The 22024-nt window shown below is 69.6% G+C and carries 27 protein-coding genes; 8 read left to right on the top strand and 19 right to left on the bottom strand.

Going from position 1 to position 22024, the window contains the following annotated elements; genetic code table 11:
• Positions 1-42 precede the first annotated feature (42 nt).
• The 18 genes from BIV24_RS15480 to BIV24_RS15395 form a co-directional block, all read right to left on the bottom strand.
• The gene (locus BIV24_RS15480) at positions 43-531 is read right to left on the bottom strand and encodes a hypothetical protein (RefSeq protein WP_071366878.1); all 489 of its coding nucleotides are present in this window, start codon (positions 529-531) and stop codon (positions 43-45) included.
• A gap of 30 nt (positions 532-561) precedes the next feature.
• Positions 562-1431: an SPDY domain-containing protein gene (locus BIV24_RS15475; protein ID WP_071366877.1), complete on the bottom strand. Its 870-nt coding sequence runs from the start codon at positions 1429-1431 to the stop codon at positions 562-564.
• A gap of 24 nt (positions 1432-1455) precedes the next feature.
• Positions 1456-2082, bottom strand: a complete 627-nt coding sequence (locus tag BIV24_RS15470) for an HAD-IA family hydrolase (protein WP_071366876.1) — start codon at positions 2080-2082, stop codon at positions 1456-1458.
• Positions 2079-3230, bottom strand: a complete 1152-nt coding sequence (locus BIV24_RS15465; RefSeq protein WP_071366875.1) for an MFS transporter — start codon at positions 3228-3230, stop codon at positions 2079-2081. The genes BIV24_RS15470 and BIV24_RS15465 overlap by 4 nt, the downstream gene beginning before the upstream one ends.
• The gene (locus tag BIV24_RS15460; RefSeq protein WP_071366874.1) at positions 3227-4495 is read right to left on the bottom strand and encodes an ATP-grasp domain-containing protein; all 1269 of its coding nucleotides are present in this window, start codon (positions 4493-4495) and stop codon (positions 3227-3229) included. Before BIV24_RS15460 ends, BIV24_RS15465 begins: the two co-directional genes overlap by 4 nt.
• Positions 4496-4543: 48 nt before the next feature.
• Positions 4544-4696, bottom strand: coding sequence for a hypothetical protein (locus tag BIV24_RS36250; RefSeq protein WP_342745254.1), 153 nt, complete (start codon positions 4694-4696; stop codon positions 4544-4546).
• A gap of 196 nt (positions 4697-4892) precedes the next feature.
• On the bottom strand, positions 4893-6110 hold the full coding sequence (locus BIV24_RS15450; RefSeq protein WP_071366873.1) for an MFS transporter: 1218 nt from the start codon (positions 6108-6110) through the stop codon (positions 4893-4895).
• The gene (locus BIV24_RS15445; protein WP_071366872.1) at positions 6107-6622 is read right to left on the bottom strand and encodes a hypothetical protein; all 516 of its coding nucleotides are present in this window, start codon (positions 6620-6622) and stop codon (positions 6107-6109) included. The genes BIV24_RS15450 and BIV24_RS15445 overlap by 4 nt, the downstream gene beginning before the upstream one ends.
• Entirely contained in the window at positions 6619-7470 is an 852-nt protein-coding gene (locus BIV24_RS15440; RefSeq protein ID WP_071366871.1) for a winged helix-turn-helix transcriptional regulator, read from the bottom strand. Before BIV24_RS15440 ends, BIV24_RS15445 begins: the two co-directional genes overlap by 4 nt.
• Positions 7471-7511: 41 nt before the next feature.
• The gene (locus tag BIV24_RS15435; protein WP_071366870.1) at positions 7512-7925 is read right to left on the bottom strand and encodes a hypothetical protein; all 414 of its coding nucleotides are present in this window, start codon (positions 7923-7925) and stop codon (positions 7512-7514) included.
• A gap of 11 nt (positions 7926-7936) precedes the next feature.
• Complete coding sequence (locus BIV24_RS15430) at positions 7937-8383, bottom strand: hypothetical protein (protein WP_071366869.1); 447 nt, start codon at positions 8381-8383, stop codon at positions 7937-7939.
• Positions 8380-8841, bottom strand: coding sequence for a hypothetical protein (locus tag BIV24_RS15425; protein WP_071366868.1), 462 nt, complete (start codon positions 8839-8841; stop codon positions 8380-8382). The genes BIV24_RS15430 and BIV24_RS15425 overlap by 4 nt, the downstream gene beginning before the upstream one ends.
• A gap of 87 nt (positions 8842-8928) precedes the next feature.
• On the bottom strand, positions 8929-9135 hold the full coding sequence (locus BIV24_RS36245) for an SH3 domain-containing protein (RefSeq protein WP_342745253.1): 207 nt from the start codon (positions 9133-9135) through the stop codon (positions 8929-8931).
• Between the two features lie 288 nt (positions 9136-9423).
• Complete coding sequence (locus BIV24_RS15415; protein ID WP_071366867.1) at positions 9424-10176, bottom strand: hypothetical protein; 753 nt, start codon at positions 10174-10176, stop codon at positions 9424-9426.
• A gap of 29 nt (positions 10177-10205) precedes the next feature.
• Positions 10206-10907, bottom strand: a complete 702-nt coding sequence (locus tag BIV24_RS15410; RefSeq protein ID WP_071366866.1) for a hypothetical protein — start codon at positions 10905-10907, stop codon at positions 10206-10208.
• A gap of 16 nt (positions 10908-10923) precedes the next feature.
• Positions 10924-11409, bottom strand: coding sequence for a hypothetical protein (locus BIV24_RS15405; protein WP_071366865.1), 486 nt, complete (start codon positions 11407-11409; stop codon positions 10924-10926).
• The gene (locus tag BIV24_RS15400; RefSeq protein WP_071366938.1) at positions 11406-11954 is read right to left on the bottom strand and encodes a DUF4913 domain-containing protein; all 549 of its coding nucleotides are present in this window, start codon (positions 11952-11954) and stop codon (positions 11406-11408) included. Before BIV24_RS15400 ends, BIV24_RS15405 begins: the two co-directional genes overlap by 4 nt.
• Before the next feature lie 182 nt (positions 11955-12136).
• Positions 12137-12892, bottom strand: coding sequence for a DNA-methyltransferase (locus tag BIV24_RS15395; protein WP_071366864.1), 756 nt, complete (start codon positions 12890-12892; stop codon positions 12137-12139).
• 511 nt (positions 12893-13403) lie between these two features.
• Here BIV24_RS15395 and BIV24_RS15390 point away from each other — a divergent pair.
• The 8 genes from BIV24_RS15390 to BIV24_RS15355 all read left to right on the top strand — a co-directional run bounded on the left by BIV24_RS15390 (position 13404) and on the right by BIV24_RS15355 (position 21233).
• The gene (locus BIV24_RS15390) at positions 13404-14522 is read left to right on the top strand and encodes a C40 family peptidase (RefSeq protein WP_071366863.1); all 1119 of its coding nucleotides are present in this window, start codon (positions 13404-13406) and stop codon (positions 14520-14522) included.
• Positions 14523-14624: 102 nt separating this feature from the next.
• Entirely contained in the window at positions 14625-14936 is a 312-nt protein-coding gene (locus BIV24_RS15385) for a DUF6112 family protein (RefSeq protein WP_107459466.1), read from the top strand.
• A complete protein-coding gene (locus BIV24_RS15380; RefSeq protein ID WP_071366861.1) occupies positions 14936-15604 on the top strand; it encodes a hypothetical protein in 669 nt (222 codons plus the stop codon). Before BIV24_RS15385 ends, BIV24_RS15380 begins: the two co-directional genes overlap by 1 nt.
• A gap of 15 nt (positions 15605-15619) precedes the next feature.
• Entirely contained in the window at positions 15620-17050 is a 1431-nt protein-coding gene (locus BIV24_RS15375; RefSeq protein WP_071366860.1) for an SCO6881 family protein, read from the top strand.
• A 99-nt stretch (positions 17051-17149) separates the two neighbouring features.
• Positions 17150-18613 carry an SCO6880 family protein gene (locus BIV24_RS15370; RefSeq protein ID WP_425442568.1) on the top strand — a complete coding sequence of 488 codons (1464 nt, stop codon included), beginning with the start codon at positions 17150-17152 and terminating at the stop codon, positions 18611-18613.
• 146 nt (positions 18614-18759) lie between these two features.
• On the top strand, positions 18760-19239 hold the full coding sequence (locus tag BIV24_RS15365; protein ID WP_071366858.1) for a hypothetical protein: 480 nt from the start codon (positions 18760-18762) through the stop codon (positions 19237-19239).
• Entirely contained in the window at positions 19236-19688 is a 453-nt protein-coding gene (locus BIV24_RS15360; protein ID WP_071366857.1) for a DUF6238 family protein, read from the top strand. Before BIV24_RS15365 ends, BIV24_RS15360 begins: the two co-directional genes overlap by 4 nt.
• Positions 19689-19715: 27 nt before the next feature.
• Positions 19716-21233 carry an ATP-binding protein gene (locus tag BIV24_RS15355; RefSeq protein ID WP_071366856.1) on the top strand — a complete coding sequence of 506 codons (1518 nt, stop codon included), beginning with the start codon at positions 19716-19718 and terminating at the stop codon, positions 21231-21233.
• Positions 21234-21597: 364 nt separating this feature from the next.
• Here the strand turns inward: BIV24_RS15355 and BIV24_RS36660 are convergent, their stop codons facing one another.
• Positions 21598-21981: a hypothetical protein gene (locus tag BIV24_RS36660; protein WP_483883273.1), complete on the bottom strand. Its 384-nt coding sequence runs from the start codon at positions 21979-21981 to the stop codon at positions 21598-21600.
• Positions 21982-22024 lie beyond the last annotated feature (43 nt).

Below are 22024 nucleotides of genomic sequence, written 5' to 3'. Positions count from 1 at the left end.
AGGTTGCGCGGAACTGCGGTGCGCGGGGATCGGTACGAGGGCTCAGCGGGTGCGGGCCCCGGAGGGAGTGGCCGACGGGACGGGAGTGCTGCGCGGTGTACGGCCGGCCTTGCGCCTCGACGCGGACGCGGTCCAGGCGCCGGGGAACCAGACGGCGGTGTACTGCTCGATGGCGTCGCGCAGCCCGGTGGTGACGGCCCCGTCCCACGGGGGTCGGCCGGGGCGGTGGTGCTTGCCGAAGGTGCCGTACTGCTTGGTGTTCGGCCGGGTGTTGGTGGCTTCGTCGCGGCGGTGGAAAGTTCCGTGATCTACGAAACTGAGCGCCACCACGTCGATCTCGCCGCGGTCCGGGTGGACGACCGCCAGGCGCAGCCCTCCGTAGGTGTCCGTGTGGATGGTGCCGGTGAAATCGATCCGCAGCCGCAGCGGAGCTTCCGGGACGGGGGCGGCGAAGTAGGTGTTGCCCACAACGGTGCTGTCGTGGAAGGGGAGGCACAGCTCGGCGAAGAACTCGGCGGCTTGCAGGGGCAAGAGGGGTCTCCGGTCGGGGTCGGGCTGGTCCTATCGGCGGGGGCCGGGCAGGGCCGGTCGGCTGGTGGTGCTCCAGCGCGGGACGCTGGCCGCGGGAAGCGTGGCCGGGCGGCGGGACGCGACGGCCCGCTGCACATCGAGCGGGGTGGGGGCCGGCGGTCCGGGCGGAAGGATCGGGGTGAGCTGGGCCATGCCCTTGATGTAGCTGAAGGTCTCCTCGCGCCAGCGGGGCAACGGGGCCGGGTCGGCGACGCACTGGGTGACGGCGGTGAGCAGGTCGACGGGGGTGTCGGTGCTGGCCGTGGCGTACCAGACGGGCCGGTCGATGGAGTTGCCCGCCCACAGCTGCCAGCGGGCGTCCCGCGTGGTCAGTTCGGCATCCGGGTCGAGATCGCCGGTGGTGAACTCCAGGCCGGCGAGCCCGTCCGGGGCCTGGATGGCGAAGACGCCCCAGCGCGGGCGGTCGATCTCCCAACCCTGTTTCAGCAGGGGTACGACCGCGAGGAAGGGATCGTGCTCGTCAGTCCCGGAGACCGGCCGGGCGAGGTAGGTGTCCGGCCCCTGCTGGTACGCCGTGGCGAGGACGGTGGTGAACGCCTGGACGAACTCGGTCGGGACGCGGTCGTTGAAACAGACGCCCCAGGTCGGTGGCCCGAACGGATCGCGGTAGGCGTTGATGCGCCAGAGCCCGTCGTCCTCGCCCTCGGGGAGGTAGCCCAGGCGGATCTTGCGGTCGGGGGCGTTGACGTAGGCGTTGCCGAGGTCGTCGTGATGGAGGTCCCAGCCGAGGTCGATGAGCGGGGCGAGAGCTGGATCGCCGATTCCGGTGGTAGAGGCGAGGTGGCGCGGAGAGACGAAGACGTCTCCGTCAATCGTGCGCAGGTCGTCGTGAGAGGTCACAGATTCCTGAGTGGTGAAGGCGGGTCAGGCAGCGAGCGCCAGGGCGTCTTGGAGGGCATCGCTGGAGCCGGTGTAGTGCAGCGTTCGCAGGCCCAAGCGGGCGGCGGCCTGGCAGTTGTCGGCGCGGTCGTCAACGAACAGGACGCGTCGTGGATCGCGAACTCTGGTGGCTCGCAGGGCGTGGTGGTAGGCGGCCGGGTCTGGCTTGCACACCTCAAGTCGGGCTGAGTACAGAGCGTGGGTCATCAGGCGTCGCCACCCGTGGGTGTCGAGCACGGTACTGAGATGGGCGGGTGCGTTGGACAGCAGCACCATTCGCAGTGGAGTGGCGTGGGCGCGGCGTAGGACGGCCAGGACGCTCTCGTCGGTCTCGGTCCACATGGCGGTGTCCGCGGCGAGGAGTTCGCGCAGCAGGCGGGAGCCGGGGTGGGCACCAAGGACGCGCGCCCAGTACGCCAGGTCGCTGAGCTGGCCGGCGTCGTAGAGGTCGCGGGCGTTCCAGAAAGCTCGTTGGAAGCCTGCGAGATCGTCTTCGGGCCAGGAGGCGGTGCGGGCCAGTCGAAGCCAGTGGGCGCGGGTGGGCTGGAGGCCGATGACGCCGTTGTAGTCGAGGATGACGGCGTCGAGGCCGGTGGTGGTGTCGGTTCTCAAGGGGTTTGCTTCTCCAGGGCTTTGTGGGCGAGGGCGGCTACGGTGGCTGCGAGCAGGGCGGGCAGCAGCAGTGCCGTGGGGAGGGTGGTGATGCTGGCGATGGCGCCGATGAGGGCGGGTCCGGCGAGCAGGCCCAGGTAGCCGGTGACGGCGACGGTGGCTACGGCGCTCGGGCCGTCGGCTCCGGCGGCGCTGATCAGGCTGGGAACGGTGGTGGACAGGCCGAGTCCGAAGAGTGCCCAGCCGGCCAGGGCCACGGAGGTGTTGGAGGCGAGGACGCCGGTGGTGAGCCCGGCCGCCGCGAGAACGGCGCCGGCCCGCACTACGGCAGCGGGTCCGAAGGTTGCGGTGAGCCGGTCGCCGGTCAGGCGTCCGGTGGCCATGGCCGCGCTGTAGGCGGCGAAGGCGGCTGCGCTCACCGCAGCGGAAGCGTCCAGGCTGTGCAGATGGACGGCCGACCAGTCGGCGGCTGCTCCTTCTCCCAGCAGGGTGGCCGCAGCCAGCGCTCCCAGCAGCCACAGCTTGGCGGGCGGCCGAGAGGCTCTGGGCTCGTCCTGATCGGCGGTGGCCGACGGCTGGTCGGTACCCGTCAGCTTCCGGGTCACCGGGGCGGCGGTCAGCGTGGCTGCGGCAAGGAGCAGGCCGGTCGTCAGAAACAGGGTGCGGTGCGTGGTGTGGGCGGTGGCCGCAGCCAGAGCGGCACCGGCCAGGGCGCCGAGGGAGTAGGCGGCGTGCAGGGACGACATGATGGGCCTGCCTGAGGCGTTCTGGCAGCGCACCGCCGCGGAGTTGACGGCGACGTCCAGCACGCCATGCGCGATGCCGAAGGCGAGCGCGGCCATGAACAGCGAGGGGAGGCTGCCGCAGCGGCCGAGAAGGGCGAGGCAGCCAGCGAGGCTGGCCGCGCCCCAGGTGAGCAGAGCGGGAAGGCGTTCGGGCCGGGCGAGTCGTCCTCCGGCCTGCAGGCCGGCCACCATGCCGAGCGCGGCGGCCAGCAGGACCAGGGACAGTTGCCCGGTGCTCAGGTGGGCAGCCTGCTGAACGGCCGGCATCCGGGCGCCCCAGACTGCCATGATCACCCCGAGGCCGAGGAAGTAGCCGGCTAGCAGACCGCGGCTGCGGCGCACGGACATAACGGCCTGGCTCATGCGTTGGGCCCGATGCGGGCGCTCTGGCTCACGGCGCGGGGAGAGATCTTGAGGCCGAGGGTGCGAACGGCCTGTTCAGCGCGGGAGTGGGCGAGGTCTGCCGTGGGCGCCGTGGTGATCGCGTAGCCGATGCGTGCGGTGAACATGTCGCCGCCCTCGGCGGGCAGTATGAGCTCGTCGCCCGGGTGGTGCTGGAAGTGGACGCGTTCCAGCCACGGCGGGTGGGGGCCGTCGAGGTGGAGGCTGGTGAGGGTGCCCGAGGTGTCGGGGTAGATCAGGCGGATCGCGGCGGCAGAGGCTCTGGTTGGGGTGAGGTCGGGTGCGCGGTCGCAGGCGATGTCGGCTGCCGCGCGGGGCAGGTCGATGCCGGTGGCGAGGCGGACCAGGTGGCCGATCATGTCCCCTCCGAGTCGGCCGTTGACCTCGACGAGCCGGGGCTGTCCGCCGACAAGGCGCATCTCGACGTGGCTGACACCGTCGGTGATCCCCAGGGCGCGAATCGCGGCCCGCGCGGCGGGGGCGACCTCGGTAAGGAGTGGGTCTGCGGCGTCGACGGAGTGTGCCAGTTCCTCGAAGTACGGCGGGTCGCTGACGGTCTTGCGGGTGACGGCGACGACGGTGGTCTCGCCCCGATAGGTGACGCACTCGACCGAGACTTCGGGTCCGTCGAGGTATTCCTCGACCAGAATGTCGGTGCTCTCCAGGCCCAGGCCGGCGGCCCGAGCGGCGAACGGATAGGCGGCCGTGAGCTGGTCGGGGGTGTCGACGCGGATCACGCCGATGCTGGCGGCGTGGGCGGCCGGCTTCAGGACGACCGGGTAGCCGATCCGATCAGCAGCCCTCTGCGCCTCCTGAAGGGTGCGCACGCTCACGGATGAGGCCGACGGAACTCTGTGGCGGGCGAACAGGCTCCTCGCGGTTGCCTTGTTGCGGCATGCCTGCATCGCCTCCGGGGCGGTGGTCGGCAGGCCGAGCTGGCGTGCGAGGCGGGCAACGGGGACGAGATACCACTCGGTCCAGGTGAATACCCCGATGACATCGTGGCGTTCGGCCAGGGCTCGGCCTGCGGCCGACAACGCCGCCTGGTCGGTCGGGTCGGGCACGACCACGCAGTCCCGGATATAGGGCACCTCCCACGACGGCTCCTCGCTGGTAATGAGGACGACGTCGTAGACGGCAGCGACGCTTTCGAGGCAGTAGCCCCGGTACGCCTCGGCTTCCTTGTCGGCGGCGGACACGACCAGGACGACAGGACGGTCGGACAAGAACGAACTCCTCAATGATCAAATATGGGGGCAGGGGGGAGGTGAGCTTCACGGGCTGCGCCGGCGGCGGACCTCAATCACGGACGCCCACTCCGGATGGACGGCGAGCAGCCGCCTGGCATACAGAGCCGTGTAGTTGTTGTTCAGGCCCTTCACCCCGTCCGGCTGGCGCCGGCGCAGGGCCTCGAAGAGTGCCTTCATCCCGACCGGCCCGGCTCCGGCGGCGAGGCGTTCCTCGACGAGCCGTTCCAGGGCTCGGTAGCTCCACGGTGTTGGGCGTCGAAGTCGCGGAACTGGTCGGTGATCGTGGGGCTGTCCGGGCAACGGGAGGCCAAGGCCGGGCAGTCCGTCCTGCCGAGTGGGGGCAGGAACGCAACGGTTCTTTTCGGGGCGGGGCTCAGGCGGGCATGCTGTGCAGGGTGCGCAGCCGGGTGAAGGCGGCGAAGAGGCCGAGGGCTTGCAGGAGGGCGGCGGCGGTGATGGCGTGCCCGATCAGGTCGGGCGGGAGCGCTGCGACGAGCAGTCCGGCGGCGGGGAAGGGCGCCAGGAGCAGCAGGATCGTCAGGCTCAGGGTGCTGGCGAATACCTCGCGCGGGATGAGGTGGGAGCGCAGGGAGCGCAGGACGACGGTGAGGCCGCCCTCGCCGGCCATCAGGACGGCGATCAGCAGGACGTATCCGCGATAGGTGTGGGCCTGGGCGATGGCGAGGGTTGCTCCGGCTGCGATGACGGCGGCCGTGGCGCCGACGGGCCACAGCCCCCATCGGTCGATTGCGCGGCGGGCGCCGGCGATGGCGAGCAGGGAGGCGACGGCTGCGGCAGACCAGATGAGTCCGGCATCGGCGCTGGAGCGGCCCAGTTCGGTGACCACGATGACCGGCATGGCCGCCTGGAGCAGGGCGATGGCTGTATTGGAGACGATCAGGCCGCCGACCAGCCAGGCCAGGGCGGGTAGGGCGCGTAGAGTGCCCCAGCCGGCCCGTACACCGCTCTGGCCTTCTGGGGAACCGCTTGGCGCGGTCGGCTGGGGCGGGACGAGGGCGGCGGCGAGCAGAGAGAGAGCGGCGAGGGCGCTGAGCATGACGGCGGGTCCGCCGTGCGTCAGCAGCAGGCCGGCGGCCAGGGGGCCGGCGAGCATGGCGGTCTGGTCGATGCCCAGCAGAACGGACTGGACCCTGTGCGTCCGGGCTCCGGCTGTCCGGCTCGCCTCGCTGCCGGCGGTCTCCGCCGCGATGAAGCTGCACTCGGTGAGGAAGCCGGTCAGCGGGGCGAGCGCCATCACCGTCACCGCCGCCGGCACCCCTGTACCGGGGACGGCCAGCAGCAGGGCCGCCATGAGCGCGGCCAGGGTGCGTGCGAGGCACGCCATGCGGAAGACGCGGACGGTTCCGTGGCAGTCGACGAAGGTGCCAGCCATCGTGAACGCCACCAGGCGGGGCAGCCACTCCAGTGCGAACGCGAGTCCCGTCAGCGTGGCCGACCTTGTCGTCGCGGCCACGCTGAGCGGAATGCCGTAGGTGGCCACCGCGGACGCTGCGCCGTCGGCCGAGCGGGGCAGGTAGACGTCGCGGAAAAGGAAGGAACGGCGGACGGGCCGGCCTCTGTCTGCCCTCACGCGGCTAGCTCGTCTTCTACGCCTTGGACCAGCTGCGGGTTAGCGTGCAGCCACTGGTGAAGTAGGCCGCGCGGCGTGGCAAGGTCCTCGTCGGCCTCGGCACCTGCCAGGGGAGCACTTCCGGATCCCTCAGTAACGCCCTGCGAAGCCACAGCAAGTGGGACGGTGAGGAGAGAGAGGGTGTGCCGGACACGACTGGTGAAGTTGCAGACCGGCGCCGGAACGCAATGGTGGCGAGCCCAGCGCGCCATTGCGTCGTACACGTCGGCCAGGTCGGATCCGGACGCCGTCAGGCAAAGGCCGGCACCGGGCCGGTGGTGGATCAGCCCCAGAGCTCGGGCCTGCTCGACGGCCTGACGCAGCTGCGGGACAGGGAGGTTGGCGAGGGTGCCGGTCAGTCCGCGCGGCGGGATGGGGCCGTTGTCGTCGATCTCGGTGACCAGGCGGATCAGGGCCGGCGTGGACAGCACCGTGCAGGCGTGCCGGACTCCGGTCTGGGTGAGGGTGGTCATCGGCGCGGGCCTCCGGTCGGAAGTGCCGCCAGTGGGCGGGTGGGGGTGGCGTGGGAGAACAGGGCGTTGCGCTGCCAGGACGGTGGCGCGGTCTGGCCGGTCCTGTGGGGTGCGGGCGTGGTCGTCGGGGCTGGCATCCGCGGCGGGTTGCTGAGCCACATCCGCTGATCGGGCGCGGTCTTGGGATGACCCCAGACCGGGTGCTGCGCGGCCTGTGCGAGGGGCTGTCCGGCAGACCATGCGGACAGTGCGCCCAGGACGGGCCCGAGACCATCACCGGCAATGGACAGGCGGTAGGGGTGCCCGGTACCGGCGGTTTCGACGAGACCGTCCTCGACGAGCTGCCGAAGCGGCGGGTACACGTTGGTCCAGTCGCTGCCGGGCATGACCTTCTGGGCCAGAGCCCGGCCGCTGGCCTCGCCCCGGATCTTGAGCGCCCACAGGATCGCGGCGGCGTGTCGCCGGGTCAGGAGGGTGAGGCTGTCCTCGACCTGCTCGATCACGGGAAGCGGCCTCTCCGGTTTCTCCAGGTACTGCTCGGCCCAGGCGACGATCAGCGGCAGGACCGGCAGCAGCGTGGTGGCGCGGTCGGTGTGGCCGTAGGTGACATGCCGTGGGGTGTGCTCGGTGCGCTGGACGAGACCGGCGTCGCACAGGGACTGCAGCTTGGGGTGGAGCTGGCCGTTTTGCAGCCAGGAGACCTTGGCCGCGATCTCGCTGTACCGCAGCGGCGAGCCGGAGAGGGCCAGCAGGATCCGCACGTTCCAGCGCGGAGTGATCATGGCGAGCGCCTCGGTGACTCGGGCAATGTCGGCATCGGTATCGGGAGGCAGACCGGTGAGGGCCAAGGGGAGCAACTCCTGGGTGAGTGACGGGTGACCCCGGCGGGTCAGCGGCTCGGTGCGGCGCTTGTGACCGGGGCGGGGAGTGTGGGCACCACGGCGGGCGCGGCAGCGGAGGATGGCTCGGGCGACTCAACGCGCCCCAGGCTCTGCAGAACAGCCGAAGCCGAGCTGGCCTGGGCGTCCCGTACGGCGACCGCCTCGGCGAGGCGGCGGGCGCAGTCGAGAAGGTGTGAGGCCTCGTGTGTGCCGATCTGGCGCTCGGGTTGGACAAGTTGGGCGAGTCGGGCGCGGTGGACGGTGATGCTGCGCTCGGCGAAGGCGAGCGTGTCATGCATGCCGAGGAGGGCGGAGAGCATGCCGGGCGGGCGGTCCTGGGCGTGGGATTCAAGGGCGGCGAGCGGGGCGCCGTAGAGGTCCTCGATCCGTCCGGCTATTTCGGTGGACGTCGGGTGGGGCAATCAGGGGGCTTTCACGGTCGGTGGGTCCGGGCCGCCCCAGCACTCTTGGGTACCGGGGCGGCCACGGCCGGGGGCAGGGCGGTGGCGAGCCGCTGCGTGGTACGGGCGGGCCGGGCACGCTGGCCAGGTGGGGGCATGGTGCGCAGCAGGTCATCGAGCGCGGCGCGGTAGCCGTCGCGGGCATCGAGCGCCGCCTCCAGCCACTGCGCGTCCATCCGCAGGTCCTCAGCGGACAGCTCGTCCATGTCGCGGTCGGCGGCCATCGCCTCGTGCACGCGGTCGCGGACCTGTGCAACCTGTTCTTCGGCCAGGGCGAGGAAGGAGCGCAGCTCCAGCGCGCGGAACAACGCTGGGGAAGCCTCGGGACGGACGGCTTGCGTGTACAGGTCGGGGACCGGGGCGCCGAAGACGCGGTTCAGCCGGTCGTCCGAGGAGCTGAGTTTGAGCTGGGCACTCACCGCGACAGGCTCCTTCCCGGCTGAGACGCTGGCCGGGGCGGAGCGCTGGTCGGTACTGCCGGGCCCCGGCGCCCGCGGACCCGGGCCAGCCGCTCGGTGGCAAGGTTCTGCTTACCCGTAGCGTTCGGGTCGAGAAGCCAGCGAACGACCATGGCCCGCCCGTCGCGGGCGGTGACGGCCGCGTTGACGCGGTGCGCCAACGCCATCGTCGGATCGTCGACCTCGCTGGGCTGGGTATCCAGCGAGGCGAGGAGGGCGTCTTCCGCACGTTCGAGTGCTGCCTGCGATTCGAGGAGAAGGCCGTGCCACTTGACCAGACCGGTGGCGTCGGCATTGGCGGTCGGCGCTGCGGCAACGGCGGCCTTCAACTGGTCCATATTCATTCCGAATCGGGCTTCGACCTGTTCGGTGAGCACGCCTACGACATCGTCTATCGCATCGAGTGGGATGTCGGACATGGAGAACTCCTCTCTGGAGGGCAGGGTTGCTGCGAGTGAGAAGGGCTAATTGCTTTGTGATGGAGGCGAGTTGCTGCCAGTTGCTTCTCAGTCCAGGCGCATGCGGGTATCGCGGCAGACGTAGGTTCCGGGCACCCAGCCCTTCACTTCGCTGGTGATGTCCTTGATGTAATGCCAGTTGCCGCTGGCCTTGTGGACGGTGAACTTGCGGCCGAGGTAAAGGACACGCCGACACTGGCGGACTTGGCCGAAGCCGTGGAGCGGATGGTCATGGCCTTGGCTCCGATGACCCACGACCCCAGGTCGTTGCAGCAGTGGGCGGTTAGGTCGCCCGTCGGCGCGGCTGCCGGAGCAGCCGTGGCGGTGGCCGCCGGCGCCATCGGCAGGGCAAGTGCGCTGAGTATTACGGCGGATACGGCAATTCGGGTTGCGCGCATGCGGAAGTACCCTCCGTTCGGGTAGGGGGATGCTGGAGCACCGATGCGGGGTTGTCCCGGCGGCCGTATAAGAGTCCGGAGAATCGCCGGTTTGGCCAACCGGCGATCGTCGGCTATGTTGCGCCTCGCCGGCCGGGATTGAGGCTCAGCGTGAACGGCCCGGCGGGTGGGAAGCGGCCGTCTTCGGCACGGCGGCCGGCCGGGAACGGGAGGGCTTCGGGCGGACAGGCGGGAGCGGTCTTTCCGTGCCGCGTAGACGGTCATGGCACCACGTCAGGGCTTCTTCGGCCGTTTCAAAGCCGCCCTCGCGCAGAGTGTGCGTCCCTGCCTTGATAGCAACCTCCTCGATCACGACGCGGAACGGAGACGAAGCGTGCTCGTCGAGGGCTCGCAGTGCCGCCAGGGTGACCCAGTCCTCCGGGTCGTCCTGGGTGTAGGACCAGCCGAGTGCGTGGTGATCGCCGTCCCCCATGAGCCGTCGCTCCAGAGCCCGCGTCGCCTCGTCCGCTGGCGCAGTGCGCAGCTCGGGGGCGAGTCCGATGGAATCCGGCGGGCAGCCGCGGTGGATCAGCCAGGACTGCGCCATCGCTGGCAGCGGCAGTGGCGCATGTTCGAAGCGGAACGTCCGCTTCTCCTGGTCCCGTTGCAGGTAGAGGGCGATGTAGTGGGGGACGCCAGGGTGGTCGTAGGTGGCCGTTGTGTCGTACAGGACGTAAAAGCTGCGGACGCCATCGGCGCTGTGGTGTTCGGCGAGCGGGACGAGCATGTCGTCGCTCACGCCGATCTGGTCGAAGAACGCGTCGTTGGTCTTCTCGTCGGCGTCAAGGCCGTCCAGCCGGAAGTCCAGTTCGGGGAGCCGATTCAGGCCGGCGGATGGGGTCGGTTCGGGGGAAGACATTGAGTCTCTCGATGGGGATTGGGTGCAGGTCAGCGCCGTTGTGCGGGGGTGGATGGCCACGCTCCGGGCCTCGTCGCCGGTTTCGGCACCTCGGTCGGCTTAGGGCGGCGGTTGGCGGCCAGTGCAGCTCGGCCGGCGTCGGTCACGCTGACTGGCTGGCCCGCGTGGACAGGGTGGCTGGTGTCGCGGGCGACGAGACCGGCGGACTGGAGCCGCTGCAGCTCGGCGTAGGGGATACGGGTTCCGGACGCGGTAGTCACCGACAGTCGACCGGTCAGGAGGTGCTCGTAGAGCTTGGCGCCGCCGGTGATGGCCAGTAGCGCCGCCTGGTCGTGCGCGGTGATCTGCTGTTCCCCCGGACTCGGGGTCGATCGGGCGGCGGCCTCGATCGGCTGCAGCACGTCGAGCACCCTCTGCGCGGCGGTGTCCCGGGCGCTGGCAGCCTCCTCCAGCTGGTCCACGGCGCGGTCTATCCGTTCGAGCAAAGCGGCATCGACCAGGAACTCCCCCGAGGACAGTCGGTGCAGGAGGGTGCGGTAGAAGGTCACGCCGGTCTCGGCATGGGCCAGCTCGCGGTGCCGGTCGGCCAGCTCGGCGTGCGGTTCCTTAAGGGCGCCGCGGTCGCGGTGGGCCCACAGGGTGTCGATACTCTGACCGATCACCGCTTCGATACGCAGGTCGAGCTGGGATACAGCGCGCCGGGCAGATCTCGGTGCGGTATCTGGGGGCATAGGCAGCTCCTTGAGATCAGCGGGTGTGAAGCTGTGAAGGGCTTTGCGCGGGGTGGGGCAGGCCCGGCGTCGCGGACGGCAGGGGTCCTGGCCTGGGTACGGGGCCGCGGGTGGTGAGCTGCGGGGAGCGGGAGCGTGCCGCGTGTGTGCGGGCGCTCAGCGGCCGACGGGTCATCCCCAGGCGGCGGCCGACCTCGTCGTAGACGTCGTTGCCCGCACGCGGCCGTACTGCGACGACATGGATCTCCCGCCTGTGCGTGGAGGCCTCTGGTGCCGCTCGGACGCCGTAGACGACGCGCCAGTCCTTGCGGGAATCTACGAACAGCTTGCGGTAGCCCTCCAAGTCGCCTGTGAGGCGGAGCCCGAAGCGCTGCGCGTTCACGACTTCCTGCAAGTAGGCGAGGGTGAGGTCGCGGACATCGCTGGGAGCCTGAAGGAGATCGGTCAGGGCACGGGGATCGAAGCTCAGGCCGAACGCCGGCCGCTGCTCTCCCGCATTCATGCCGTCAGCTCGTCCGGCCCGGCAGCCTCCGGCGTGGTCGCCTTCTCCGTACGCACTGACGGGGGCGGCCCAGGCAGGAGGCGGTGCGCAGGCCGTTCGGGAGAAGTCATGCAGGCCGACAGCGGACCACCCGGCGCGCGGATCGCTGCGATGGCATGGGTGAGGAAGTCCCGATGCCATACGAACAGGCCGCTCAATCCAGCCTCAGGATCCTTGTGCTGCTGGTAGGCGAGCCACAAGGCGTGGAGCCAGGCGACGACATCGTCGTGCTCCTGCCACTGCAGGCACCAGGGCGCCGCCGTGGTGACCTCAGCCCCGTAGACCGGCATGAGCCAGTCGTCGACCCAGTCCGACAGGGCGTCGAGTTCGTCTTCGTACGCTTCGCCGTCCAGTTCCAGAATCGGCTGCGGCTCCGGCTGAACCACCGTTGGTGGTTTACCGAAACCGGGCATGCCGAAGGCAGCGAACGGAGAGGGCGACGAAGCCGGTGCCGGGGCTGAGGCGAGGTGGTCGAGCTGCTTGGCCTGCACGGCGGACTGCTCCATCAGTCTGCGCACACTGGCCTCGATCCCTTCGAGGTGGGGTCCAGGGATGCGAATGGGATCCAACTCGCCCTTGTCGGGCGGTGTTACGGACTCGGACATGGGTAGACAGGGCCTCCTTGAAGCCATTGCCGACGGGGGAATGCGGCACCAGCGGGCCAGGCCGCCTGGCGGGCTCTGGGATGTCAGGCGGTCAGAGTGACGTCGTCCTGGGTGAGGGTCTGGCAAGCGGTCTCGGCGAGCCGGTCGGCCGCGATGGACGCGTACTGCTCGGTCTTCTCCACGCCGATGAAATCGCGGCCCTCCAGGAGGGCTGCGACGCCGGTGGAGCCGGAGCCTGCGCAGAAGTCGAGCACCGTGCCGCCTTCGGGGCTGATCTTGACCAGCTCGCGCATCACCTCGACGGGCTTCTGCGTGATGTGCTGCCGCGCCTTCCCTGACGGTTGCGAGGCGGAGTACAGGCCGGGCAGGTAGACGGGGTTACGGGAGCCGTCGATCGCGCCCTTCGACGCCCAGACGACGAATTCACAGTTCTGAGTGAAGCGCCCCTTTTGAGGTCTGGCCTGCGGCTTGTGCCAGGCCAGCACACCGCGCCACAGCCAGCCGGCTGCCTGGATCGCGTCCGTCGTGATGGGGAGCTGGCGCCAGTCGGTGAACAGCAGCGCGGTGCCGCCGCTCTTCGTGAGCCGGTGGGCCTCGGTCATGATCTGCGTCAACCAGAAGCCGTAGCTGCGCTGGTCCATGTTCTCGCCGGTGAAGTCCGGCAGGGCGTGCTTGGCGTCGGTAGAGGTGTACTTCTGCTTCGCGCTGCGGGAGGTGCGTTCCTTCCCCGTGCGGCCACCGCTGTTGTACGGCGGGTCGGTGATCACGGAGTCGACGCAGTCGTCCGGCAGCGTGGAGAGAACGCGCAGGGCATCGCCCTGATGGAGGGAAAAAGGCAAAGAGGTACCCCGATTCGGGAGTGAGGGATTGAGAGAGCAGCCCTCGCACAAGGGAATTCACGCAGGCCGGAAATCGGGCATGGGGAAACCCGTGGCCACGGCCCGGGGACGGCGAGGGCGGTTCAAAAACTGTAGATGCGAATCGGCCGACGACCAAGAAGTGCCCGCCAGGGGGGCCGGATTCCGGCACCTCACGCCGGCTTTTTGGTCAACCGCCAATCTGGGCCTACTGTTTTTGAACCGGCGCACACCGCCGCTGGCTCACTCCCCCTCTGCCCCGTGGAGGCTTCCTGTGCCCCGGCACACCTAGCTCACTTCCAGGCCGTCTACGGCGAGCGGCTACTCGCCTGCGCCAGCCACCCTCCCGATTCGCCCACCCCGGCCGCCGCAGTCCCTTTCCACCACGACCCGCGCACGCGGCATGCCGGACACCGCATCCGAAGGACCCCTGCATGACGTCTCGTTACCCGCCCCTGCCCGAAATCAGTGACCTGCGAGCGGGCCGCACCGGTTGAAGGGGCTCGCCGCCGGGATCGGCGTCGTCTTCCTCTCTCCCCTTCTCCTCGGCGGCACCGCCATGATGATGGCCACCTCCAGCGAAGCCGCCCAAACCGCCGCCTCACCGCTTGACTGCGTGTCCGACGTGGACACGAGCAAGATCACCGAGCAGGTCACCAAGATCCTCGACGGCGCGGACGCCTCCAAGGTGCACATCAAGGACCTGGACCGGCCCGGCGAACAGATCCCGAACGCGCAGACCATCGTCGCCACTGGCATCAGCCTCGACGTCCCCAAGCGCGGGCAGGTCATCGCGCTGGCCACCGCCCTGCAGGAGAGCCGGCTGCGCAACCTCGGCAGCGGCGACCGCGATTCTCTTGGCCTGTTCCAGCAGCGGCCCAGCCAGGGGTGGGGCACCGCCGAGCAGATCCAAGACCCCGTCTACGCCTCCGAACAGTTTTATAAGGCGCTACTCAAAGTCGACGGCTGGCAGCAGCTGACCGTCACTCAAGCCGCGCAGGCTGTACAGAAGTCCGGCTACCCGACCGCCTACGCCAAGTGGGAACCGCTGGCGACCGCGCTGCAAAAGGCGATCGCCGCCACCTTCCCCGACACCGGGAACAAGGACACAGGCAAGGACGACGAGAAGCCGGCCACCACGACCGGATGCGATACCGCCGACGGCTCGTCCTTCGGGCCGATCCCCGAGGGCGCCGTCCCGAAGGGATACAAGATCCCCAACGGCACGGATCCGCGGGCCCGGAAGGCGATCGTCTGGGCGATGCAGCAGCTTGGGACGATGTACCAGTGGGGTGGGTCCTGCACCAACCCCCACGGTCCCGACGCCATGGCCCGCTGTGACTGCAGCTCACTGATGCAACAGGCATACATGCACGCCGGCATCACCCTCACCCGCACCACGTACACACAGGTCGGCGAGGGCAAGGCCATCTCGCCCAAGGCCCTCCGCCCCGGTGACCTGCTCTTCAGTCGCGGCACCGCGGCCCGCCCGGATCACGTCGGCATGTACCTCGGCGAGGGCCTGGTGATCGAGGCGCCTCGCACTGGCAAGCCCGTGCGGATCACGCCGATCAAGGACTGGGACGTCCTCGCCGCCCGCCGCGTCGTCTGACGCCAGCCGCTCTCACCCCGCTCGCGCGCCTTCCCCTCTTCCTGAACTTCCGCCTATTGCCCGCGCCTTTGGGCTTGCGCACGCAAGGAGCCTGCCATACCCATGTCCTCACTGACTGACCGTGTCATCCAACTCGCCTACGATCCGGGCATCTCCCCCAAGGGCGGCGGTTTGCCGGGCTTGTCCGTCCTGAAGAACGTCGTCAACTCGATCAACTTGTTCGGCATCATCGCTGTCGTCGGCGCCCTCGCCGTCAGTCTCGCGGTCTGGGCGTGGGGCCACCACACCGGTGGCCACCAGGCCGAGGCCAACGGCAAAAAGGGCGCCACCGTGGCCGCCGGCGCCGCCCTCGGCCTCGGAGCGGCCAACGGCATCGTCGCCTTCTTCAGCAGCCTGGGGTCGCAGGTCCACTGATGCTGAAACGCCCCTTCGAGTACGGCCTCGGCTGGTCACCGAATCGCCGCATTACCGTGATCGCGATCGCCCTGGCCTGCCTGCTGGCCCTGGCCGCTGCATCCGCCTTCTTCACCGGCCGCAGCGACCGCCCTCGCGCCGCTGTCCCGGCCCCGTCGCCGACACACAGCGCTCTTTCCGAGACCGGCGAGCCGTTCTCCGGGACTGACCCAGTACCCCGGCCGCCGAGGATCTCCGACCCGGTCGAGTTCGCCAAGGCCGCCGCGAAGATGCTCTGGTCGTACGACACCCGCACCACCAGCCAGGCCCAGCAGCTGGCCGGCATGAAGGCGTGGATGACGAAGGAGAGCGAGTACGGCGACTGGGCATCGGTCTCGGCACAGATACCCGACCCCGTGCTGTGGTCGCGGATGGCGGACCAGAAGCAGCACGCCGACGCGATCGCCACCGAGGGGCACTACCCGGCCGCCTTCAAGCAAGCCCTGGCCGAGGACCCTTCCGCGATCACCAAGGCGTACATCTACGCCGTGACCGTCACGGGCAAGCAGACCATCACCTGGGCCAAGGGCGGCGAAGGCGCGGAGGACCGCTCGATCACCCTCGCCGTGCAGTGCCGTCCCTCGGCCGACTGCTCCCTTGTCGCCATCGCCCCGAACGTCGCGCCCTGACCGAAAGGAGTCCCCATGGGGTTTTGTGACCTTCCCCTCGCGGACATGGTCTGCACGGTCGGCGAAGCCGTGGATTTCGCCTCCAACCCAGGCAAGGCGATCGGCGACTGGATGGCCAAAAGCACCGGCGAACTCGCCGCCGCAGCCGCCGACCTCGCGTCCAAGGCGGTCGACATCACGACCAGAGTCGATCTCAACGCGGGCTGGTTCCGCGACAATTACGAGACCATCCTGCCGATCGGACTGGTTGTCCTCGTCGCCACCTTCTGCGCCCAGCTCGTCCGCGCCGCAATCCGGCGCGACGGACAAGCCCTGACCCAGGCGTTCACGGGCACCGCGTCTGGTGTGATCTTCGCCTTCGCCGCCATCGCCCTGACCACCGTCGCGATCGAGGTGGTCGATGCCCTGTCCGCTGGCCTGTTCAAAGCCGCGAACACGGACATCGCCTCCGCGGTCCGACGCATTATCAAGATCAACGAGATACCCGGGCTGGCCGGGCTCGGCTGGCTCGTCGCCGTCTTCGTCGCCCTGGGAGCCACCATCGGTGCCGTCTTGTACTGGTGCGTGATGATGGTCCGCAAGGTGGGCATCCTGGTCATGGTCACTCTGGCAGTCTTCGCCGGGGCCGGAGGCGGCTGGGAAGTCGCACGGCGCTGGCGCAAGGGCTGGATCGAGGCCACCGCTACCCTGGTCGTCTCCAAACTCCTGATGACCATCGTCTTCGTCCTCGGTATCGCTGCCATGGGCAAGACCGAGGCCAAGGACGGCCTGTCCGCGCTCGCCGATGTCCTCGCGGGCATCGTGATCATGATTTTGGTGCTTCTCTGCCCCTACGCGACCTTCAAGTTCGTGCACTGGGCAGCCGAGGGGTCCGACGGCGAGACGCTGCACCGTGCCGGCGGCGCCGGTGCGCAGCTTGCCAAGCAGCACGCCGAACGCACCTGGAAACGGGCCGCCGCGATGGCTGCCACCGCCGGAAGCGGCGGTGCGGCAGCCGGAGCAGGCGCGGTAGCCGGGGCCGCTCCGCAGGGACCGGACTCGATCCCCGGTAGCGGTGGGTTCCCCGGCGACATCGCCTCCAGCTCAAACAGCCAAGGCAGCAGCCAGGAAAGCGGGCAGTCCGGTGGCTCGAGCATGCCGCCGGGCGCAGATTCTGCCAAGTCCGGCCTGGAGAAGGCCGTCCAGCCGCCACCGACCCATGTCGCCGACGACACCAGCGGCCAGGTGGGAGGCAGCCCCAACAGCGGTGGCAGCCCCGACACCGGCGGTGGATTCGGACAAGGTGCCGCAGTCGGCAGCCAGGCGGGCGGTTGGCAGTCGTCTTCGCCGACGACGGCTCCGCCGCCGCAGGGCGCTCCGCCCTCTGCAGGTACGCAGTCCGTCGGCATGCAGAACTCCAGCACGAACGGGTCGGCCTCGCCGCCGCCTGCACCGGCCGGCTTCTGACCCCCTACCCGATGCCCGATCCCCGGGGGCGGGGAGGTTCCTCACCTCTCCGCCCCCAGGCCCCTCGTTTCAGGACCACTCTCCTTGTCTGACCCCTCTATGGCCGCGGCCCCGGCAACGGTGAAGTTCCCGCACCGCTCTCGCCGCGGCATCCTGTTCGGCCTCACTCTCCCCCAACTCCTCTGCGTCTCTGGTGCGCTGGCGCTGCTGCTGGTGATGGTCATCTCCACCGGCCTGCTCGGTGCCATCGCCTTGTCCCCGCTGTGGGCGGCGGTCGTCGTTGTGGTTGCCATCCGCCGCCAGGGCCGCTCTCTGATCGACTGGGCGCCGATCGTCGCCCGTTATGTCCGGCGCCGCCATAGCGGGCAGTCCCTGTGGCTCGCCCGGCCCGTCACCCGGCCACGGCAGGACGGCATCCTCCATCTGCCCGGCGCCGCCGCCTCCCTCAAGGTCGTCACCCCCGGCGACTCCGCTAACGGCGCCGCCGCTGTCCACGACCCCCATCAGCAGACCCTCACCGCCGTCGCCCGCGTCTCCTCCCGCGCGTTTGCCCTGCTCGATGCGGCCACCCAGAACCACAACGTCAACGGGTGGGGGCGCGCTCTCGCGGGCATCGCCCGCACCGGCCACGTCGCCACCGTGCAGGTCCTCGAACGCACCGTCCCCGACTCCGGTGACACCCTCTCCCGCCATTGGACCCAGCACGGGCGGCCCGAGGCCCCAGTCGCAGGGCAGATCTACTCGGAGCTGGTCGCCTCCGCGGGCCCAGCAGCCGCCCCGCACGAGACCTACCTCGCCATATCCCTCGACCTGAAGGCCGCCAAGCGGCTCATCTCGCAAGCCGGCGGCGGACTGCCCGGCGCGTTCACCGTCATGCAGCAGACCACCTCCTCCATCGCCCAGGCCGCCCGCAACGCCGGCCTCATGGTCACCGGCTGGCTGACCGCCCCAGAGATCGCCGCCGTCATCCGCACGTCGTATGACCCCAAGTCCCTCGCCGCGCTGCAGCAGTGGTCCCCGACCGGCCACGCGGAAGCCCACCCAGCCGCTGCCGGACCCGTCGTCCAGGTCGAGGGGTACGACCGGATCACCACCGACAGCGCCACCCACGCCACCTACTGGGTGGAGAACTGGCCACGCACCGAGATGAGCGCAGGTTTCCTGCACGGCCTGATGTTCACCGCCGGAGTCCGCCGCACCCTCTCCCTCACCTACGTCCCCCAGGGACTCGAGTCCGCACTGCGCGACGTCCAGCGCCGCAAGGCCGCGATCATCGCCGACGCCTCCGAACGCGCCCGTCGCGGCCAGGTCGACAGCGAAGAGGACTCCATCGAGTACGCCGACGTCAAGAACCGCGAACGGCAACTCATCGCCGGCCACGCCGACGTCGCACTGACCGGCCTGGTCACCGTGACCGCCGACACCGACACGGCCCTGGACGCCGCGTGCGCACAGATCGAAACCGCCGCCGTCACCGCAGGCGTCGACCTGCGCCGCCTGTTCTTCCAGCAGCCCACCGCCTTCACCGTCGCCGCTCTCCCCCTCGCCCGCACCACGCTGTAATCCACCCAGTTACCGGGACATCCGCTGAACCGATCACCGAACACGACTATCTGGTACGCGAACTGCGGGACCTCCTCACTTCCTGCCAGGAGCTGACCGCCCGCCACCAGTCCCTCCTCGGCCAGTACCGCGATGACGACGGCTACGTGATCGAGGAACATTTCGCCGACTACGACGAGGCCCGGACCAGTGCCGCCATCGAGGCCAGCGACCACCTCGATGGCGTCGTCGAACGTCTCACCGCCCTCGTCGACCCATCCTTCCCCCGGGCGTTCACCCTCACTTTCGCCGGCCGTGAGCGCCACGACGGCCAGGCTCCGATCAGCTTCGTCGTCACCGCCACTGGCCTGGACGACGCCGCCCGCGTGCTGGCCACTCTCCCCGACTTCCATGCCTGGTACCAAGCCGACGCCGCCAGTTCCGAGGATGGCGCGGACATCGTCTATGTGCCGGAACAGAGCCATGCCGGCATCCCGTCCTCGGGCGAATTCGTCGACCTGCGCGGCGCGCAGAACCCTGCCCCGCTGCCTCCGGCCGGGCCCACGCATCCCTCCCGCGCCCGCCCCGCCGCTCCCATCACCGGCACACCACCGGCCCCCGCTCCCGCGGCAAGGACCTCCCATTGAACCAGCCCCGTACCACCGTGACCGACTCGCACCCCTACCTGCGCGCCGCCACCGCCGGCATCCGCCACCACGCTCGTGCGCTGAGCCGTTCTACCTCACCAAATTCGGTGGACCGCGCGCAGCTCGATGCATTCCACGCACATCTCACCGAACTGCACCTATTCATAGATCAGTTGGCCGAGACAGCCCGGCCCCCGCATCCCGCAGCGGGCCGGCATCTCGCCGCCGCGCACACCTGGCTGTGGCAGTCCGCCACCGAAATCCACGCGGCCTTCCACCTCCTGCCGGTCACGTCCGCCGACTCCACCGAATGCCGCCCCGACCAGCCCCCGGAAGGACCTCCCTTCCTCACCATCTGCCAGCGCCACCTCGCCGCCAGCCACATCGTCCGCCGCAAGACCACCCCCACCGACCTCCATCGCCCGCACACCACCGCATGCGTGCGATGAGCACCACCACGAATACGAGGGCCCCCGATGAATCACCGGCCCGCCCGCCGTGCACGCCGCGCCTCCGCCAGCCCCCTGTTCACCCCGCACGGAACCGACCGCGCCACCCGGCGCGCCGCCCGCCGCCAGCTCGCCCAAGCCGCCGCGAAAGCACGCACCGAGATCACTCATCCGACCGCCGGTACCGCCACACCGGCCGGACACGACACGCCCCCGCCGCTATACCCGCCGGGCGGACGCCCCGGGCGAGCCTCCGCCCGCGGGGCCCGGCTGAAGCTCGCCGCCCACCGCATGACCACCGCGGTCGCGGCCGGCGCCTATCCCTTCCTCGCCGAAGGCGGACTCGGCGCCGAAGGCATCTACATCGGCCGCGACGTCCACGCCGAAGCCTCCTTCGTCTTCGACCCGTTCGCCCTGTACGGCAAGGTCGAGGGCTTCACCAACCCGAACCTCCTGCTGGCCGGAGTGATCGGCCAAGGCAAGTCCGCTCTCGCGAAGTCGTTCGCCCTTCGGTCCGTGGCGTTCGGGTACCGCGTGTACGTCCCCTGCGACCCGAAGGGCGAGTGGACGCCGGTCGCGCAAGCGCTGGGCGGCGCCTCCGTCGCCCTCGGTCCCGGCCTTCCCGGCCGCCTCAATCCCCTGGACGCGGCCCCTCGCCCAACAGGCATCTCCGAGGGGGACTGGAAGGGTGAGATCCGCAAGAGGCGCCTCCTCCTGCTCGGCTCCCTGGCCCGCACCGTCCTGGGCCGGGACCTCATGCCGATGGAACACACCGCTCTCGATGTCGCCCTCGACATCGTGGTCACCCGAGCCGCCGACACCGACCGCACCCCCCTGCTCGGCGACGTGACCGCCACCCTCAACAGCCCCGCCCAGCTCGCCGACGCCGCCGGAATGATGTCCGACCAACTCGGCGACGCAGCCCGCGACCTCGCCCACGCCATGCGCCGCTTGGTACACGGAGACCTGGCCGGCATGTTCGACGCCCCCTCCACCATCCGCTTCGACCCCACCGCGCCGATGCTCACGATCGACCTGTCACGGCTCGGCGGATCCGGCGACGACACCGCCCTCGTCCTCGCCATGACCTGCGCCTCCGCCTGGATGGAATCCGCCCTCTCCGACCCGAACGGCGGCCGACGCTGGATCGTGTACGACGAGGCGTGGCGCCTCATGAGGCATGCCGGACTTCTGCAGCGCATGCAGGCACAGTGGAAGCTGAGCCGCGGCCTCGGCATCGCCAACTTGATGGTGATCCACAGGCTCAGCGACTTGCTCACCGCCGGCGACGCCGGATCCCAAGGCCGCGCTCTCGCCGAGGGCCTCCTCGCCGACTGCAGCACCCGCATCATCTACCGCCAGGAGACCGACCAGCTCCACGCCGCCGCGTCCCTGCTCGGCCTGACCTCCGTCGAGATGGAAGCCATCGCACACCTCAACCGCGGACGCGGCCTGTGGAAAGTCGCAGGCAGGAGCTTCATCATTCAACACCTCTTGCATGCACACGAGTTGGCGCTCTTCGACACAGACGCCCGCATGCACTGAAAACTACGACGAGTTCACGAATTCCGATCACACACCCATACGTTGCCCACCGAAGAAGAGGAACTCTCTTGATCCGGCCCCCGAACCTCAGTGACGAGGACTGGGCGGAATACCAGCGCTGCCAAGCCGAACACGACGATCTGATGACTCAGGTCGCCGAACGCGAAACCCAAGTCGAACTCGGCGTCATCGACTCCTACGACGAGTACGAGTTCACCTGGGAGTACACCCCATCGACACCTGTGCACCCGTCTTCCGCCGCACCCGGACGTCCCCCATCCGCTGTGTCACGTCCAGCGCCGCCAGTATCCGCACCTCGACAGCCACGTCGCAGGTAGCCCCCAGGTCTGGGGCACCGACCTCACTACGGACGACCATCCCCCTCAGCCTGGCCAGACATACCGGCCGCATCCCCTCCTCCATTCACCAACCCCAGGAGACCGTTATAGAACCCCACCCGACTACCTCGCTCCTGCCCCTGCTCGACGAGGATGACCTCACCGCCCTTGCCAACGACATCCAGGAGAACGGGCTTCTGCAGCCCATCGTCCTCGACCATCAACAGCGAATCCTTGACGGCCGCGCCCGACTCACCGCATGCGAACGCGTCGGCATCGAACCAGCCTTCGTCACCTACGAGGGCGATGCCCCAGACGTCTACATCCTGTCCGTCAACCTCCGGCGCCGCAGTCTCACCAAGGGACAGGCCGCGATGATCACCGTCAAGGCTTGTTCCCTCAGGGAACAAGACAGCCGTTCCCCGAAGGAACAGACCGCGCGTTCCCTAAAGG

It is taken from the genome of Streptomyces colonosanans, assembly GCF_001866645.1.
In the GTDB taxonomy this organism is placed as follows: Bacteria; Actinomycetota; Actinomycetes; order Streptomycetales; family Streptomycetaceae; genus Streptomyces; species Streptomyces colonosanans.
The sequence above is the reverse complement of the archived record's forward strand: the minus strand, read 5'-3'. Positions and strand labels throughout refer to the sequence as shown.

What these genes read in the sequence shown, in the direction of transcription:
- BIV24_RS15385 (WP_107459466.1), top strand. Translation starts at nt 14,625, where the DNA reads ATGTCCTCACTGACTGACCGTGTCATCCAACTCGCCTACGATCCGGGC.
- BIV24_RS15465 (WP_071366875.1), bottom strand. Translation starts at nt 3,230, where the DNA reads ATGAGCCAGGCCGTTATGTCCGTGCGCCGCAGCCGCGGTCTGCTAGCC.
- BIV24_RS15425 (WP_071366868.1), bottom strand. Translation starts at nt 8,841, where the DNA reads ATGTCCGACATCCCACTCGATGCGATAGACGATGTCGTAGGCGTGCTC.
- BIV24_RS15405 (WP_071366865.1), bottom strand. Translation starts at nt 11,409, where the DNA reads ATGAATGCGGGAGAGCAGCGGCCGGCGTTCGGCCTGAGCTTCGATCCC.
- BIV24_RS15410 (WP_071366866.1), bottom strand. Translation starts at nt 10,907, where the DNA reads ATGCCCCCAGATACCGCACCGAGATCTGCCCGGCGCGCTGTATCCCAG.
- BIV24_RS15445 (WP_071366872.1), bottom strand. Translation starts at nt 6,622, where the DNA reads ATGACCACCCTCACCCAGACCGGAGTCCGGCACGCCTGCACGGTGCTG.
- BIV24_RS15415 (WP_071366867.1), bottom strand. Translation starts at nt 10,176, where the DNA reads ATGTCTTCCCCCGAACCGACCCCATCCGCCGGCCTGAATCGGCTCCCC.
- BIV24_RS15400 (WP_071366938.1), bottom strand. Translation starts at nt 11,954, where the DNA reads ATGGAGCAGTCCGCCGTGCAGGCCAAGCAGCTCGACCACCTCGCCTCA.
- BIV24_RS15370 (WP_425442568.1), top strand. Translation starts at nt 17,150, where the DNA reads ATGGCCGCGGCCCCGGCAACGGTGAAGTTCCCGCACCGCTCTCGCCGC.
- BIV24_RS15375 (WP_071366860.1), top strand. Translation starts at nt 15,620, where the DNA reads ATGGGGTTTTGTGACCTTCCCCTCGCGGACATGGTCTGCACGGTCGGC.
- BIV24_RS36250 (WP_342745254.1), bottom strand. Translation starts at nt 4,696, where the DNA reads ATGAAGGCACTCTTCGAGGCCCTGCGCCGGCGCCAGCCGGACGGGGTG.
- BIV24_RS15355 (WP_071366856.1), top strand. Translation starts at nt 19,716, where the DNA reads ATGAATCACCGGCCCGCCCGCCGTGCACGCCGCGCCTCCGCCAGCCCC.
- BIV24_RS15380 (WP_071366861.1), top strand. Translation starts at nt 14,936, where the DNA reads ATGCTGAAACGCCCCTTCGAGTACGGCCTCGGCTGGTCACCGAATCGC.